11 protein-coding genes are annotated in these 13,856 nt (G+C 70.1%); 7 read left to right on the forward strand and 4 right to left on the reverse strand.

Features of this window, described 5'->3' with window-relative positions:
- Positions 1-142 precede the first annotated feature (142 nt).
- The 7 genes from ACZ4M3_RS15915 (at position 143) to pgi (ending at position 9,192) form a co-directional block, all read left to right on the forward strand.
- Positions 143-3,103 (forward strand): M14 family metallopeptidase, encoded by a 2,961-nt coding sequence (locus tag ACZ4M3_RS15915; RefSeq protein WP_467732882.1) that lies wholly within the window; start codon positions 143-145, stop codon positions 3,101-3,103.
- 232 nt (positions 3,104-3,335) lie between these two features.
- Entirely contained in the window at positions 3,336-4,343 is a 1,008-nt protein-coding gene (gap, locus tag ACZ4M3_RS15920; RefSeq protein WP_467732883.1) for a type I glyceraldehyde-3-phosphate dehydrogenase, read from the forward strand.
- A gap of 139 nt (positions 4,344-4,482) precedes the next feature.
- The gene (locus tag ACZ4M3_RS15925) at positions 4,483-5,694 is read left to right on the forward strand and encodes a phosphoglycerate kinase (protein WP_467732885.1); all 1,212 of its coding nucleotides are present in this window, start codon (positions 4,483-4,485) and stop codon (positions 5,692-5,694) included.
- A gap of 6 nt (positions 5,695-5,700) precedes the next feature.
- On the forward strand, positions 5,701-6,477 hold the full coding sequence (gene tpiA / locus ACZ4M3_RS15930; RefSeq protein ID WP_467732887.1) for a triose-phosphate isomerase: 777 nt from the start codon (positions 5,701-5,703) through the stop codon (positions 6,475-6,477).
- Positions 6,478-6,630: 153 nt separating this feature from the next.
- Positions 6,631-6,852: a preprotein translocase subunit SecG gene (gene secG / locus ACZ4M3_RS15935; RefSeq protein WP_453355027.1), complete on the forward strand. Its 222-nt coding sequence runs from the start codon at positions 6,631-6,633 to the stop codon at positions 6,850-6,852.
- Positions 6,853-7,033: 181 nt separating this feature from the next.
- On the forward strand, positions 7,034-7,369 hold the full coding sequence (locus ACZ4M3_RS15940; RefSeq protein ID WP_007263454.1) for an RNA polymerase-binding protein RbpA: 336 nt from the start codon (positions 7,034-7,036) through the stop codon (positions 7,367-7,369).
- 164 nt (positions 7,370-7,533) lie between these two features.
- The gene (gene pgi / locus ACZ4M3_RS15945) at positions 7,534-9,192 is read left to right on the forward strand and encodes a glucose-6-phosphate isomerase (protein ID WP_467733125.1); all 1,659 of its coding nucleotides are present in this window, start codon (positions 7,534-7,536) and stop codon (positions 9,190-9,192) included.
- A gap of 55 nt (positions 9,193-9,247) precedes the next feature.
- On the opposite strand, the gene pgl is transcribed toward pgi, so the two are convergent.
- The 4 genes from pgl to tal all read right to left on the reverse strand — a co-directional run bounded on the left by pgl (position 9,248) and on the right by tal (position 13,842).
- The gene (gene pgl / locus ACZ4M3_RS15950) at positions 9,248-10,030 is read right to left on the reverse strand and encodes a 6-phosphogluconolactonase (RefSeq protein WP_467732889.1); all 783 of its coding nucleotides are present in this window, start codon (positions 10,028-10,030) and stop codon (positions 9,248-9,250) included.
- 127 nt (positions 10,031-10,157) lie between these two features.
- Complete coding sequence (opcA, locus tag ACZ4M3_RS15955) at positions 10,158-11,195, reverse strand: glucose-6-phosphate dehydrogenase assembly protein OpcA (RefSeq protein WP_467732891.1); 1,038 nt, start codon at positions 11,193-11,195, stop codon at positions 10,158-10,160.
- Positions 11,192-12,721, reverse strand: a complete 1,530-nt coding sequence (gene zwf / locus ACZ4M3_RS15960) for a glucose-6-phosphate dehydrogenase (protein WP_389663921.1) — start codon at positions 12,719-12,721, stop codon at positions 11,192-11,194. The genes opcA and zwf overlap by 4 nt, the downstream gene beginning before the upstream one ends.
- Before the next feature lie 2 nt (positions 12,722-12,723).
- Positions 12,724-13,842 (reverse strand): transaldolase, encoded by a 1,119-nt coding sequence (tal, locus tag ACZ4M3_RS15965; protein ID WP_467732893.1) that lies wholly within the window; start codon positions 13,840-13,842, stop codon positions 12,724-12,726.
- Positions 13,843-13,856 lie beyond the last annotated feature (14 nt).

Here is a 13,856-nt window from a genome sequence, read left to right on the forward strand (position 1 = left end):
CCCTTAGCCGCGGAGCAGGGCCGACAGGGACCCGCACGGGTGATCGTGCGGGTCCTTCGCGGTATGCCCCATTGACATGGGCATGGAGTGTCGTGAGCCTGGCTGCCAACGCTTTCGTGGCAGACGACGCCCAGGGGGGCACATGAGGCACCGCGCGAGATCGATCCTCGCCGCAAGCGCACTCGTCATCGGAACCACACTCGCCGCGGCACCCGTGGCGGCACACGCCCGGCCCGCGGCGGACAGCGGGCCCGGACCGGCCTCCGACGAGGTCCGGGTCTACGACGCCGACATCACCAAGGAGCAGCTCCCGCTCGTCCTCGCCTCGGGCCAGGACGCCCACGAGCTGACCGAGCACCCGCCCGAGACCGGGACGGCGAAGGTCGAACTGTTCCTCACCGAGCGCCAGGCCGGGAAACTCGCCGCGCAAGGCGTCAGGCTCGCCGAACGGAAGATCGCCCCGTCCGCCCGGGCGCAAGCCCCCGGCGACGGCGTCTTCCGCCCCTACAGCGGCAAGGGCGGCCTCCAGGAGGAGATCCTCAGGACCGCCCAGGACAACCCCTCGCTCACCAAGGTCGTCTCCATCGGCAAGACCGGCCAGGGCAAGGACATCCTCGCCCTGAAGGTCACCAAGGACGCCAAGAAGACCAAGGACGGCGCCAAGCCGTCGGTGCTCTACATGTCCAACCAGCACGCCCGCGAGTGGATCACCCCCGAGATGACCCGGCGGCTGATGCACCAGACGCTGGACACCTACGGCAAGGACCAGCGCATCACCAAGCTGGTGGACTCCACCGAGCTGTGGTTCCTGCTCTCCGCCAACCCCGACGGCTACGACTACACGCACGCCCCGGACGGCCGGCGGCTGTGGCGCAAGAACCTGCGCGACAACGACGGCGACGGCAAGATCACCGCCGTCGACGGGGTCGACCCCAACCGGAACTTCGCCTACCGGTGGGGCTACGACGACGAGGGCTCCTCCGAGAGCCCGTCGAGCGAGACCTACCGCGGCCCCAAGCCGAACTCCGAACCCGAGACCGTCGCCCTCGACGCGTTCGAGAAGCGCGTCGGCTTCGCGTACGCCGTCAACTACCACTCGGCCGCCGAGCTGCTGCTCTACGGAGTGGGCTGGCAGGTCGCCACCCCCACCCCCGACGACGTGGCCTACAAGGCGCTCGCCGGCACCCCCGGGCACTCGGCCATCCCCGGCTACTACCCGCAGGTGTCCTCCGAGCTCTACACCACCAACGGCGAGGCCGACGGCCACGCGGCCAACGTCAACGGCGTCATGATGTTCACGCCGGAGATGAGCACCTGCCAGACGGCCTCCGCCGTCGACCCGAACGACCGCTGGAAGCCCGAGGACTGCCCGTCCGTCTTCAACTTCCCGGACGACGAGAAGCTCATCCAGGCCGAGTTCGCCAAGAACGTCCCCTTCGCACTGTCGGTCGCCGAGAGCGCCGCGCACCCGGACCGGCCGGTGTCCTCCGTCGGCCTGAGCGCCGCCGACTTCACCCCGGACCCCTTCACCACCTCCTACGTCCAGCGCGGCGAGGACCAGACCGTCGCCGTCACCGCCCGCAAGGCGCTCCAGGACAAGCAGCTCAAGTTCCGGATCAACGGCGGCCGTACGCACGACGACGGTCTGAAGGCCTGGAAGGGCGGCGAGGTCTACGGCGGCGACGACAACAACTGGTTCGACGAGTACCGCGCCGAGGTGGACGGCGCCAAGCCGGGCGACCGGGTCGAGGTCTGGTTCACCGGCCGCGACCGCGGCCGCGAAATCGCCAGTGAGCACTTCACCTACACGGTGGCCGAGCGGCCCCGCGACGCCGACGTCCTCGTGATCGCCGAGGAGGGCGCCAAGGCCGCCCACGCCCAGGAGTACGTCGACGCCCTGCGCGCGAACGGCAAGAAGGCCGCCGTCTGGGACGTCGCCACCCAGGGCGTACCGCACCACCTCGGGGTGCTGTCCCACTTCCGCACCGCCGTCCACTACACCGGGGCCAAGGCGCCCGGCGGCGACACCCAGCTCGCGCTGCGCGACTTCCTCAACGAGGGCGGCAGGCTGGTCGAGGCCGGTGAGCTGGCGGGCGGCGACGCCCAGGTCGGCCGCGCCGCCACCGACGACTTCAGCCAGTACTACCTCGGCGCCTACGGCCGGGCCGGGGTCAGCGGGCCCACCGCCTTCACCGGCGCTGGGGCCCTCGCCGGAGCCAAGGCCGGCCTCGGGAACGCGGCGGACAACCCGCTGGACGCCCCCGGCTCCTACTCCGTGACCTCGGAGACCCTGCCGCCGGCGCAGTTCCCGCAGTTCAAGAGCGCGCAGGCGGGCGGGTACGCCGGGGTCGTGAATCCGTACGCCCCCTACGCCGGCAGCGGGATGGCCTCAGCCACCCACGAGGACAACGAGTGGAAGCGGCTGACCCGCACCATCGACCTCACCAGGGTCTCGGCCGCGGACCGGCCGCAGCTCAAGATGGCCCTCAACTGGAACACCGAGCCGGGGTACGACCACGCCGTCCTGGAGGCGCACTCCACCGGGGCGGAGGACTGGACCACGCTGCCCGAGGCCGGCGGCCTCAGCAGCACGGCCGTCCCCGCCGAGTGCGAGGCCGGGTTCTTCGTCAACGGACACCCCTTCCTGCGCCACTACCTCGACCTGACCGCCGGCGGCTGCGCCCCGCACGGCAGCAGCGGGGCGTGGAACAGCTTCACCGGCTCCTCGGGCGGCTGGAAGCAGGTCTCCTTCGACCTGAGCCCCTACGCAGGCAAGTCCGTCGAGCTCTCGCTGTCGTACATCACCGACGGCGGGGCGGGCGGCCGGGGCGTCTTCGCGGACGAGGCCCGGCTCGCGGTCGGCGGGGTGGACCAGGCCGTCGAGGGCTTCGAGACCTCGCTGGGGGCCTGGACCGCCCAGGGCGCACCGGCCGGAAGCCCCGTCGTCCCGGGCGACTGGTACAGGTCCGGAGAGCTCTTCAAGTCCTACGCGGCGGTCACCACGCGTAACACCGTCCTCCTCGGCTTCGGCCTGGAACACGTACCGGCGGCGGCGGACCGAGCGGTACTCGTCGGTAAGGCGATCCGTTCGCTGAATCACTGATCCGAGGCTTAACCGGCCCTCACTCCGGGTAACGGGGACAAGGTCCCAGAGGTCCCGTGCCGGTACGTCCGGTACGGGGCCTCGCGGTGTCATTCCTGGGAAGCGGGGGAGTGTCAGCCGTCGGCCGATGTCACTCGGAAGCTCACGGAGAGGTAGGGTCGTAAGCGGTCGGGGACATCCCATACAGCTCGCCGGGGGACTTTTACCGGCGCACCAACGAGGAGATCGGTTCGTGACGATCCGCGTAGGCATCAATGGTTTTGGCCGAATTGGCCGCAACTACTTCCGGGCGCTCCTTGAGCAGGGAGCGGACATCGAGATCGTCGGTGTCAACGACCTGACTGACAACGCCACTCTGGTGCACCTGCTCAAGTACGACACGATCCTCGGCCGCCTCAAGGCCGAGGTCTCGCACACCGACGACACCATCACCGTCAACGGCAACACCTTCAAGACGTTCGCCGAGCGCGACCCCGCCAACCTGCCCTGGGGCGAGCTGGGCGCCGACATCGTCATCGAGTCGACCGGCATCTTCACCAAGAAGGCCGACGCCGCCAAGCACCTCGCGGCCGGCGCGAAGAAGGTCCTCATCTCGGCTCCGGCCAAGGACGAGGACATCACGATCGTGATGGGCGTCAACCAGGACAAGTACGACGCGGCCAACCACCACATCATCTCCAACGCCTCCTGCACCACCAACTGCGTGGCGCCGATGGCCAAGGTCCTCGACGAGAACTTCGGCATCGTCAAGGGCATGATGACGACGGTCCACGCCTACACCAACGACCAGCGCATCCTCGACTTCCCCCACTCGGACCTGCGCCGCGCCCGCGCCGCCGCCGAGAACATCATCCCGACGTCGACGGGTGCCGCCAAGGCCACCGCGCTGGTCCTCCCGCAGCTCAAGGGCAAGCTGGACGGCATGGCCATGCGCGTCCCGGTCCCGACCGGCTCGGTCACCGACCTCGTCCTGGAGCTCTCCCGCGAGACCACCAAGGAAGAGATCAACGCGGCGTTCCAGAAGGCCGCCGAGGGCCAGCTCAAGGGCATCCTCGACTACACCGAGGACGCGATCGTCTCTTCCGACATCGTGAACTGGCCCGCGTCCTGCACCTTCGACGCGTCCCTGACGATGGTTCAGGAAGGTACGCAGGTCAAGGTCATCGGCTGGTACGACAACGAGTGGGGCTACTCCAACCGCCTCGTCGACCTGACCGTGTTCGTCGGCGGTCAGCTCTGATCGTCACGGCAGGCAGCACGATGTGAGGCACAGGGTCCGGGTGGCGCAACGAGGCGCCGCACGGGCCCTGTGGCTTGTCTCGTACCCTCTCACCCAGGTCGGGACGGAAACCCCACGTGGGGATAAGGAGTAGAAACACATGAAGACGATCGACGAACTTCTCGCCGAGGGCGTCTCCGGCAAGCGGGTGTTCGTCCGCGCGGACCTCAACGTGCCGCTCGCCGGCACCGAGATCACCGACGACGGACGCATCCGTGCCGTCCAGCCGACCATCGCGAAGCTCGCCGAAGCCGGCGCCCGGGTGATCGTCGCCTCGCACCTGGGCCGCCCCCAGGGCGCCCCGGACCCGGCCTTCTCGCTGGCCCCGGCCGCCGAGCGGCTCGGTGAGCTGCTCGGCACCGATGTCGCGTTCGCCACCGACACCGTCGGGTCCTCCGCCCAGGAGACCGTCGCGGCCCTCGCCGACGGCCAGGTCGCCGTCATCGAGAACCTGCGCTTCAACCCCGGCGAGACCTCGAAGGACGACGCCGAGCGCGGCGCCTTCGCGGACCGGCTCGCCGGGCTCGCCGACCTCTACGTCGGCGACGGCTTCGGCGCCGTCCACCGCAAGCACGCCTCGGTCTTCGACCTCCCGGCGCGCCTGCCCCATGCGGCCGGCTACCTCATCGCCACCGAGGTCGGCGTCCTGAAGAAGCTGACCGCCGAGGTCAAGCGCCCGTACGTGGTCGTGCTGGGCGGCGCCAAGGTGTCCGACAAGCTCGCCGTCATCGACCAGCTGCTCGGCAAGGCCGACCGCATCCTCATCGGCGGCGGCATGGCGTACACCTTCCTCTACGCCAAGGGCTATGAGGTCGGCATCTCCCTGCTCCAGAAGGACCAGGTGGACGTCGTCAAGGAGTACATGGACCGCGCCGAGAAGAACGGCGTCGAGCTGGTCCTGCCGGTCGACATCCTCGCCTCCGCGGAGTTCCCCGACCTCAAGGGCAAGACCCCGGCCGACTACATCACCGTCGACGCGGACAAGATCCCCGCCGACAAGGAGGGTCTGGACATCGGTCCCAAGACCCGTGAGCTGTACGCGTCGAAGATCGCCGACGCGGAGACCGTCTTCTGGAACGGTCCCGTGGGCGTCTTCGAGCACCCCGACTACGCCGGAGGCACCCGCGCGATCGCGCAGGCCCTCGTCGACAGCGACGCGTTCACCGTCGTCGGCGGTGGCGACTCCGCCGCCGCCGTGCGCACGCTCGGTTTCGACGAGAATGCTTTCGGCCACATCTCGACCGGTGGCGGCGCCTCCCTCGAATACCTCGAGGGCAAGACGCTCCCCGGCCTCGCCGCACTGGAGGTCTGACCCTCAATGACCACGCGCACCCCGCTCATGGCGGGCAACTGGAAGATGAACCTCAACCACCTCGAGGCCATCGCGCACGTCCAGAAGCTCGCCTTCGCGCTCGCCGACAAGGACTTCGACGCCGTCGAGGTGGCGGTCCTGCCGCCCTTCGTCGACCTGCGTTCCGTCCAGACCCTGGTCGACAGCGACAAGCTGAAGATCAAGTACGGCGCCCAGGACATCTCGGCGCACGACTCCGGTGCCTACACCGGTGAGGTCTCCGGCCCGATGCTGGCCAAGCTGGCCTGCACCTTCGTGGCCGTGGGCCACAGCGAGCGCCGCCAGTACCACGGCGAGAGCGACGAGCTCTGCAACGCCAAGGTCAAGGCCGCCTACCGGCACGGGATCACCCCGATCCTGTGCGTCGGCGAGGGCCTGGACGTCCGCAAGGCCGGCCACCAGGTCGAGCACACGCTCGCCCAGGTCGACGGCGGTCTCAAGGACGTACCGGCCGAGCAGGTCGAGTCCATCGTGATCGCGTACGAGCCCGTCTGGGCCATCGGGACCGGCGAGGTCGCCACCCCCGAGGACGCCCAGGAGGTCTGCGGGGCGATCCGCGGCCGCCTGGCCGAGCTGTACTCGCAGGAGCTGGCCGACAAGGTCCGCATCCAGTACGGCGGCTCCGTCAAGGCCGGCAACATCGCCGCGATCATGGCCCAGCCCGACGTCGACGGCGCCCTGATCGGCGGCGCGGCGCTGGACGTGGACGAGTTCGTCAAGATCGTCCGGTTCCGGGACCAGTAGCGTCCGGCCGTCCCCGCCGCGAGTATGCGGCGGGACGGATCCGTCGTACCCTTGCGGGGGCCAGGGGGCTGCACCACCAGCCACTGGCCCCCGCGCACGTCACAGCAGAGCCGGAAAGCCAGAAAAGCCAGAAAGTAGGAATCAGCCGTGATTTTGGGGTTCTCGATCGCCCTGATCGTCTTCAGCGCCCTGCTGATGCTGCTCGTGCTGATGCACAAGGGCAAGGGCGGTGGTCTTTCCGACATGTTCGGCGGCGGCATGCAGTCGTCCGTCGGCGGCTCCTCGGTCGCCGAGCGCAACCTGGACCGCATCACCGTCGTGGTCGGTCTGCTCTGGTTCGCCTGCATCGTCGCGCTGGGCCTGCTGCGGAAGTAATCCGGAAGCCCACCGTTCCGGCCATTGTGCCGGTCCGACCCGCCCCCTCCGGCCTATCATGGGCTTCTGCGGGGGCGCCCCCTCCAGTTGCTGGACGGCCGCCCGGCCTTACGTAGACTTGGGCGCCCGCAGCGGAATACCCCTCACGCTCCGCGGCACCATCAGGCAGGGAGTTACGACCGTGGCAAGTGGCAACGCGATCCGTGGAAGTCGGGTCGGAGCGGGGCCGATGGGCGAGGCCGAGCGCGGCGAATCCGCGCCCCGCCTGCGCATCTCCTTCTGGTGCTCGAACGGGCACGAGACGCAGCCGAGCTTCGCCAGCGACGCGCAGGTGCCGGACACCTGGGACTGCCCGCGCTGCGGGTTCCCCGCGGGCCAGGACCGGGACAACCCGCCGGCGCCGCCGCGCACCGAACCGTACAAGACGCACCTGGCGTACGTGCGGGAGCGGCGCACCGACGCCGACGGCGAGGCGATCCTCGCCGAGGCGCTCGCCAAACTCCGGGGCGAGATCTGAGAGTCGGTCCTCGCCGGTCGCACTCGAGAGTGACTTGGGGCCCGGCCCGCGGGAGACACGATCCCGCGGGCCGGGCCCCTTTGTGTGCGTTGTCCCCCTTCGGATCCCTTAGGTTGGGGCGTGGCGGGGCACAACAGGACGGAAGAAGTGGGTTGATGTCCGAGATGAACGCAGACGGCCGTAGGACGAGGCTCAACCGGACCCCCGAGTGGCTGGCGCTCGGCAAGCACCGGGAAGCGCTGGGGCAGACGCATCTGCGGGAGCTGTTCGAGACGAATCCGGGCCGGGGCACCGGCTACACGCTGCGGGTCGGGGACCTGTACATCGACTATTCGAAGCACCTCGTCACCGACGAGACGCTCGCGCTGCTGCGCGAACTGGCGTCGGCCACCGGCGTGGCCGAGCTGCGCGACGCGATGTTCCGCGGCGAGAAGATCAACACGACGGAGGACCGGGCGGTCCTGCACACCGCCCTGCGCGCGCCCCGGGACGCGGTGGTTGAGGTGGACGGCGAGAACGTCGTGCCCGCCGTGCACGCCGTCCTCGACAAGATGGCCGCCTTCTCCGAGCAGGTCAGGTCGGGGGAGTGGACCGGGTTCACCGGCAAGCGCATCAAGAACGTCGTCAACATCGGCATCGGCGGCTCCGACCTCGGTCCGGCGATGGCCTACGAGGCGCTGCGCGCCTTCACCGACCGCGGGCTGACCCTGCGGTTCGTCTCCAACGTGGACGGCGCCGACCTGCACGAGGCGGTACGGGACCTGGACCCGGCCGAGACGCTGTTCATCATCGCCTCCAAGACGTTCACGACGATCGAGACCATCACCAACGCCACCTCGGCGCGCAGCTGGCTGCTGGCCGGACTGGACGGCGAAGACGCCGCGGTGGCACGGCACTTCGTGGCGCTGTCGACCAACGCCGAGAAGGTCGAGGAGTTCGGCATCGACCCGGCCAACATGTTCGGGTTCTGGGACTGGGTCGGCGGCCGCTACTCCTTCGACTCGGCCATCGGCCTCTCGCTGATGATCGCGATCGGCCCGGACGCCTTCCGGGAGATGCTGGGCGGTTTCCACGCCATGGACCAGCACTTCCGTACGGCCCCGCCGGAGCGGAACGCGCCCTTGCTGATGGGCCTGTTGGGCGTCTGGTACGTGGGGTTCTTCGACGCGCAGTCGCACGCCGTGCTGCCCTACAGCCACTACCTCTCGCGGTTCACGGCGTACTTGCAGCAGCTGGACATGGAGTCCAACGGCAAGTCCGTGGACCGGGACGGCGAGCCGGTGGACTGGGACACCGGCCCGGTGGTCTGGGGCACGCCCGGCACCAACGGACAGCACGCGTACTACCAGTTGATCCACCAGGGCACTCGGATGATCCCGGCGGACTTCATCGGCTTCGCCCGCCCGGTGGCGGAACTGGAGCCGGAGCTGGCGGCCCAGCACGACCTGCTGATGGCGAACTTCTTCGCGCAGACCCAGGCGCTGGCCTTCGGCAAGACGGCGCAGGAGGTGCGGGCGGAGGGCGTCGCCGAGGCCCTGGTCCCGCACAAGACGTTCCGGGGCAACCACCCGACGACGACGATCCTGGCGGACGAGCTGACGCCGGCGGTACTCGGCCAGCTGATCGCCCTGTACGAGCACAAGGTGTTCGTCCAGGGCGCGGTGTGGAACATCGACTCCTTCGACCAGTGGGGCGTGGAACTGGGGAAGGTGCTGGCCAAGCAGGTCGAGCCGGCCCTGGTGGACGGCTCCCACATGGAGGGCCTCGACCCGTCCACCCGGGCGCTGGTCTCCACGTACCGGGAGCTGCGCGGCCGGGCCTGAGCCGGAGCGGGGACGGGGGCGCCGGGCCCCCGCACCCCGCGTCCGGGGCCGTACGTCAGGCCGAGGCCGGCGGGTAGAGCGCCGCGGGCAGCTTCGCCGCCGCCGCGCGGTCCAGCAGCCACAGGGTGCGGCTGCGCCCGTACGCCGCCGCGGCCGGGGCCTGGACCGCACCGGCGCCGCCGAGGGCGAGGGCCACCGCGCCCGCCTTGTCCTCGCCGGCCGCCAGCAGCCAGACCTCGCGCGCCGCGCGGATCGCCGGGAGGGTCAGTGAGACCCGGGTCGGCGGCGGCTTGGGCGCCCCGTGCACCCCGACCACCGTACGGTCGGCCTCGCGCGCCGCCGGGTGCTCCGGAAAGAGCGACGCCACGTGCGTGTCCGGGCCCACGCCCAGCATCAGCACGTCGAAGCGGGGAACCGGCCCGTGGTCCTCGGGCCCCGCGGCCTTGCGCAGCTCCTCGGCGTAGGCCGCGGCCGCCGCGTCCACGTCCGGCCCGTACGGGCCGTCCGAGGCCGGCATCACGTGGACGCGCGCCGGGTCGACGGGGACGGAGTCCAGGAGCGCCTCGCGGGCCTGGACGTGATTGCGCTCGGGGTCGTCGGCGGGGACGTAGCGCTCGTCGCCCCACCACAGGTCCAGCCGGGACCAGTCGATCGCGTCCCGGGCCGGGGCCGCGGCGAGCGCGGCGAGCAGCCCGTTACCGTTGCGGCCTCCGGTCAGCACCACCGAGGCGCTGCCGCGGGCCGCCTGCGCGTCCACGACCTTCGTGATGAGCCGGGCCGCGGTGGCCTGCGCCATCAGCTCCTTGTCCCGGTGGACGACGACCTGGGGAGTCGTCATACCCATGTGTGTGCCGCCTTCTTGCTCGTGCCCGGCGTACGTGCCGGACGTACGCGGTGCCGGACGGAAAAGGGAGCGGCCGCCGGCCGGACCCCCGCACGGGGATCCGGCCGGCGGCCGTGGAACGTCACTGCTTGGCCGTGGCCTTCTTCGCCGCGGACTTGGCGGCCGGCTTCGCCGCCGGGGCGGCCGCCGCCCCGTCGGGGGCCTCGGCGGGGGCCTCCTCGGCCGCCGGGGCGGCGGCCGCCAGCCGGCTCACGCCGAACTTCAGCGAGGACTCGTACGTGTTGTCCGGGTCCAGCCGACGCAGCTCCTCCGCCAGCAGCTCGGCGGTCTCGCGGCGCTTGAGCGCCACGGACCGGTCGGGCTGACCCGGCATGCACAGCGTCGCCAGGGCGCCGTCCGCGCGGTCCAGGACGATCTGGCCGTCCTTGGTCTCCAGCCGGACGGCGGTCAGACCCGGGCCCTGGGACAGCGTGCGCGCCACCGGCACGTCCAGCCGGTCCGCGAGCCACATGGCGAGCAGCTCGCAGCTGGGGTTCTCGTCCTCGCCCTCCACCGTGGCGGAGACGACCGACACCCGCTGCTGGTCCAGCGCGGCGGCCAGCATCGAGCGCCAGGGGGTGATCCGGGTCCAGGCCAGGTCCGTGTCACCCGGTGCGTACGCCTCGGCCCGGGTGCCGAGGGCGCCGACGGGGTCCTCGGAGGAGTAGGTGTCCGTGATCCGGCGCTGACTGAGCGCACCGAGCGGGTCGCCCGCCAGGTCCGTCGGAGCCCCCTCCGGCCACCAGACGACAACGGGGGCGTCGGGCAGGAGGAGCGGGAGAACCACGGACTGGGCGTGGTGGACCAGTTCACCGTGCAGGCGCAGCACCACCGTTTCGCCGGTGCCCGAGTCCGCCCCGACGCGGAGCTCCGCGTCGAGCCGGGCGTCGCGACGGCTGCGGGGGGAGCGGCTGACCCGCCTGACCACGACGATGATCCGCGAAGGGTGTTCGTGGGACGCGTCGTTGGCCGATTTGAGCGCGTCGTACGCGTTCTCCTCGTCGGTCACGATCACCAGCGTGAGGACCATGCCGATGGCCGGCGTGCCGATGTCCCGGCGGGCCTGCACCAACGCGGCGTTGATCTTGCTGGAGGTGGTCTCCGTAAGGTCGATCTTCATGGCCGGCGCCAGCTCCGTCCGTCTCGTGCGAGCATCTCGTCCGCCTCGACCGGCCCCCAGGTACCCGCCGGGTACTGCGCGGGCTTCCCGTGCTTGTCCCAGTACTCCTCGATCGGGTCGAGGATGTTCCAGGACAGTTCGACCTCCTGGTGGCGCGGGAAGAGGTTCGCGTCACCCAGCAGGACATCGAGGATCAGCCGCTCGTACGCCTCGGGGCTGGACTCGGTGAAGGACTCGCCGTACGCGAAGTCCATCGTCACGTCGCGGACCTCCATGGAGGTGCCCGGAACCTTCGAGCCGAACCGCACCGTCACGCCCTCGTCCGGCTGGACCCGGATGACCAGGGCGTTCTGCCCCAGTTCCTCGGTCGCGCCCGACTCGAACGGCAGGTACGGGGCCCGCTTGAAGACGACCGCGATCTCGGTCACCCGGCGGCCCAGGCGCTTGCCGGTCCGCAGGTAGAACGGGACGCCCGCCCAGCGGCGGTTGTTGATCTCCAGCCGGATCGCCGCGTAGGTGTCGGTCTTCGACTTGGGGTCGATGCCGTCCTCTTCGAGGTAGCCGACGACCTTCTCGCCGCCCTGCCACGCCGCCGAGTACTGGCCGCGCACGGTGTGCTTGCCCAGGTCCTCCGGCAGCTCCACGGCGGTCAGCACCTTGAGCTTCTCGGCCACCAGCGCCTTGGGGTGGAAGGAGCCGGGCTCCTCCATCGCCGTGAGCGCGAGCAGCTGGAGCAGGTGGTTCTGGATGACGTCACGGGCCGCGCCGATGCCGTCGTAGTAACCGGCCCGGCCGCCGATGCCGATGTCCTCGGCCATCGTGATCTGCACGTGGTCGACGTACGACCGGTTCCAGATCGGCTCGAACATGGTGTTGGCGAAGCGGAGCGCCAGGATGTTCTGGACGGTCTCCTTGCCGAGGTAGTGGTCGATCCGGAAGACCTCGTCACGGGGGAAGACCTCGTGGACGACCTTGTTGAGTTCCTCGGCGCTCTTGAGGTCGTGGCCGAAGGGCTTCTCGATGACGGCGCGCCGCCAGGAACCCTCCTTCTGCGCCAGACCGTGGTCCTTGAGCTGCTGGACCACCTTGGGGAAGAACTTGGGCGGGACCGACAGGTAGAAGGCGAAGTTGCCGCCCGTGCCCTGCGCCTTGTCGAGTTCCTCGATCGTGGCCTTGAGGGTCTCGAAGGCCGCGTCGTCGTCGAACTCGCCCTGGACGAAGCGGCAGCCCTGGACCAGCTGCTGCCAGACCTCCTCGCGGAAGGGGGTCCGCGAGTGCTGCTTGACGGCTTCGTACACCTCGTGGGCGAAGTCCTCGTCCTGCCACTCGCGACGGGCGAACCCGATCAGCGAGAAACCCGGCGGCAGCAGGCCGCGGTTCGCGAGGTCGTAGACGGCGGGCATGAGCTTCTTGCGCGACAGGTCACCCGTAACGCCGAAAATGACCAGGCCGGACGGCCCCGCGATGCGCGGGAGCCGCCGGTCCTGTGCGTCACGAAGCGGGTTCGCTCCGTTCACCGACAAAATACTCAGTCCTCCGCGGGGGCGAGGCGCTCGAGCTCCGCCTGGGTCGACTTCAGCAGGTCGTTCCACGACGCCTCGAACTTCTCGACGCCTTCGTCCTCCAGCAGCTGCACCACATCGTCGTACGAGATGCCCAGCTTCGCGACCGCGTCGAGCTCGGCGCGGGCCTGCTCGTAGGTGCCGCGGATGGTGTCGCCGGTGACCTCGCCGTGGTCGGCGGTGGCCTCCAGGGTGGCTTCCGGCATGGTGTTGACGGTGCCGGGGGCGACCAGGTCCACCACGTACAGGGTGTCCTTGTACGACGGGTCCTTCACGCCGGTCGAGGCCCACAGCGGGCGCTGCTTGTTGGCGTGCGCCCGGTCCAGGGCGGCCCAGCGCTCGGAGGAGAAGACCTCCTCGTACGCCTCGTAGGCCAGCCGGGCATTGGCGAGCGCCGCCTTGCCCTTGAGGGCCTTGGCCTCGGGGGTGCCGATCTCGTCCAGCCGCTTGTCGATCTCGGTGTCCACGCGGGACACGAAGAAGGAGGCCACCGAGTGGATCTGGGACAGGTCCAGGCCCGCGGCCTTGGCCTTCTCCAGGCCCGCCAGGTAGGCGTCCATGACCTGGCGGTAGCGCTCCAGCGAGAAGATCAGCGTCACGTTGACGCTGATGCCCCGGCCGATGACCTCGGTGATCGCGGGCAGGCCGCCCATGGTCGCCGGAATCTTGATCAGGGTGTTCGGGCGGTCCACCAGCCAGGCCAGCTGCTTGGCCTCGGCGACGGTCGCCTTCGTGTTGTGGGCGAGCCGCGGGTCGACCTCGATCGAGACCCGGCCGTCCTGGCCCTCGGTCGCGTCGAAGACCGGCCGCAGGATGTCGGCGGCGTCGCGGACGTCCGCCGTGGTGATCATGCGGATGGCTTCCTCGACGGTCACCTTGCGGGCGGCGAGGTCCGAGAGCTGCTGGTCGTAGCCGTCGCCCTGGCTGATCGCCTTCTGGAAGATCGACGGGTTGGTGGTCACACCGACCACGTGCTGCTGGTCGATCAGCTCGGCGAGGTTGCCGGACGTGATGCGCTTGCGGGACAGGTCGTCCAGCCAGATCGCCACGCCCTCGTCGGAGAGGCGCTTGAGTGCGTCTGTCATGGGAATTGCATCTC

This window comes from Streptomyces sp. NPDC026522, from assembly GCF_055567555.1.

Coding starts and splice junctions, on each gene's coding strand:
- ACZ4M3_RS15915 (WP_467732882.1), top strand. CDS start 143: ATGAGGCACCGCGCGAGATCGATCCTCGCCGCAAGCGCACTCGTCATC.
- ACZ4M3_RS15925 (WP_467732885.1), top strand. CDS start 4,483: ATGAAGACGATCGACGAACTTCTCGCCGAGGGCGTCTCCGGCAAGCGG.
- tpiA (WP_467732887.1), top strand. CDS start 5,701: ATGACCACGCGCACCCCGCTCATGGCGGGCAACTGGAAGATGAACCTC.
- pgi (WP_467733125.1), top strand. CDS start 7,534: ATGAACGCAGACGGCCGTAGGACGAGGCTCAACCGGACCCCCGAGTGG.
- pgl (WP_467732889.1), bottom strand. CDS start 10,030: ATGACGACTCCCCAGGTCGTCGTCCACCGGGACAAGGAGCTGATGGCG.
- opcA (WP_467732891.1), bottom strand. CDS start 11,195: ATGAAGATCGACCTTACGGAGACCACCTCCAGCAAGATCAACGCCGCG.
- tal (WP_467732893.1), bottom strand. CDS start 13,842: ATGACAGACGCACTCAAGCGCCTCTCCGACGAGGGCGTGGCGATCTGG.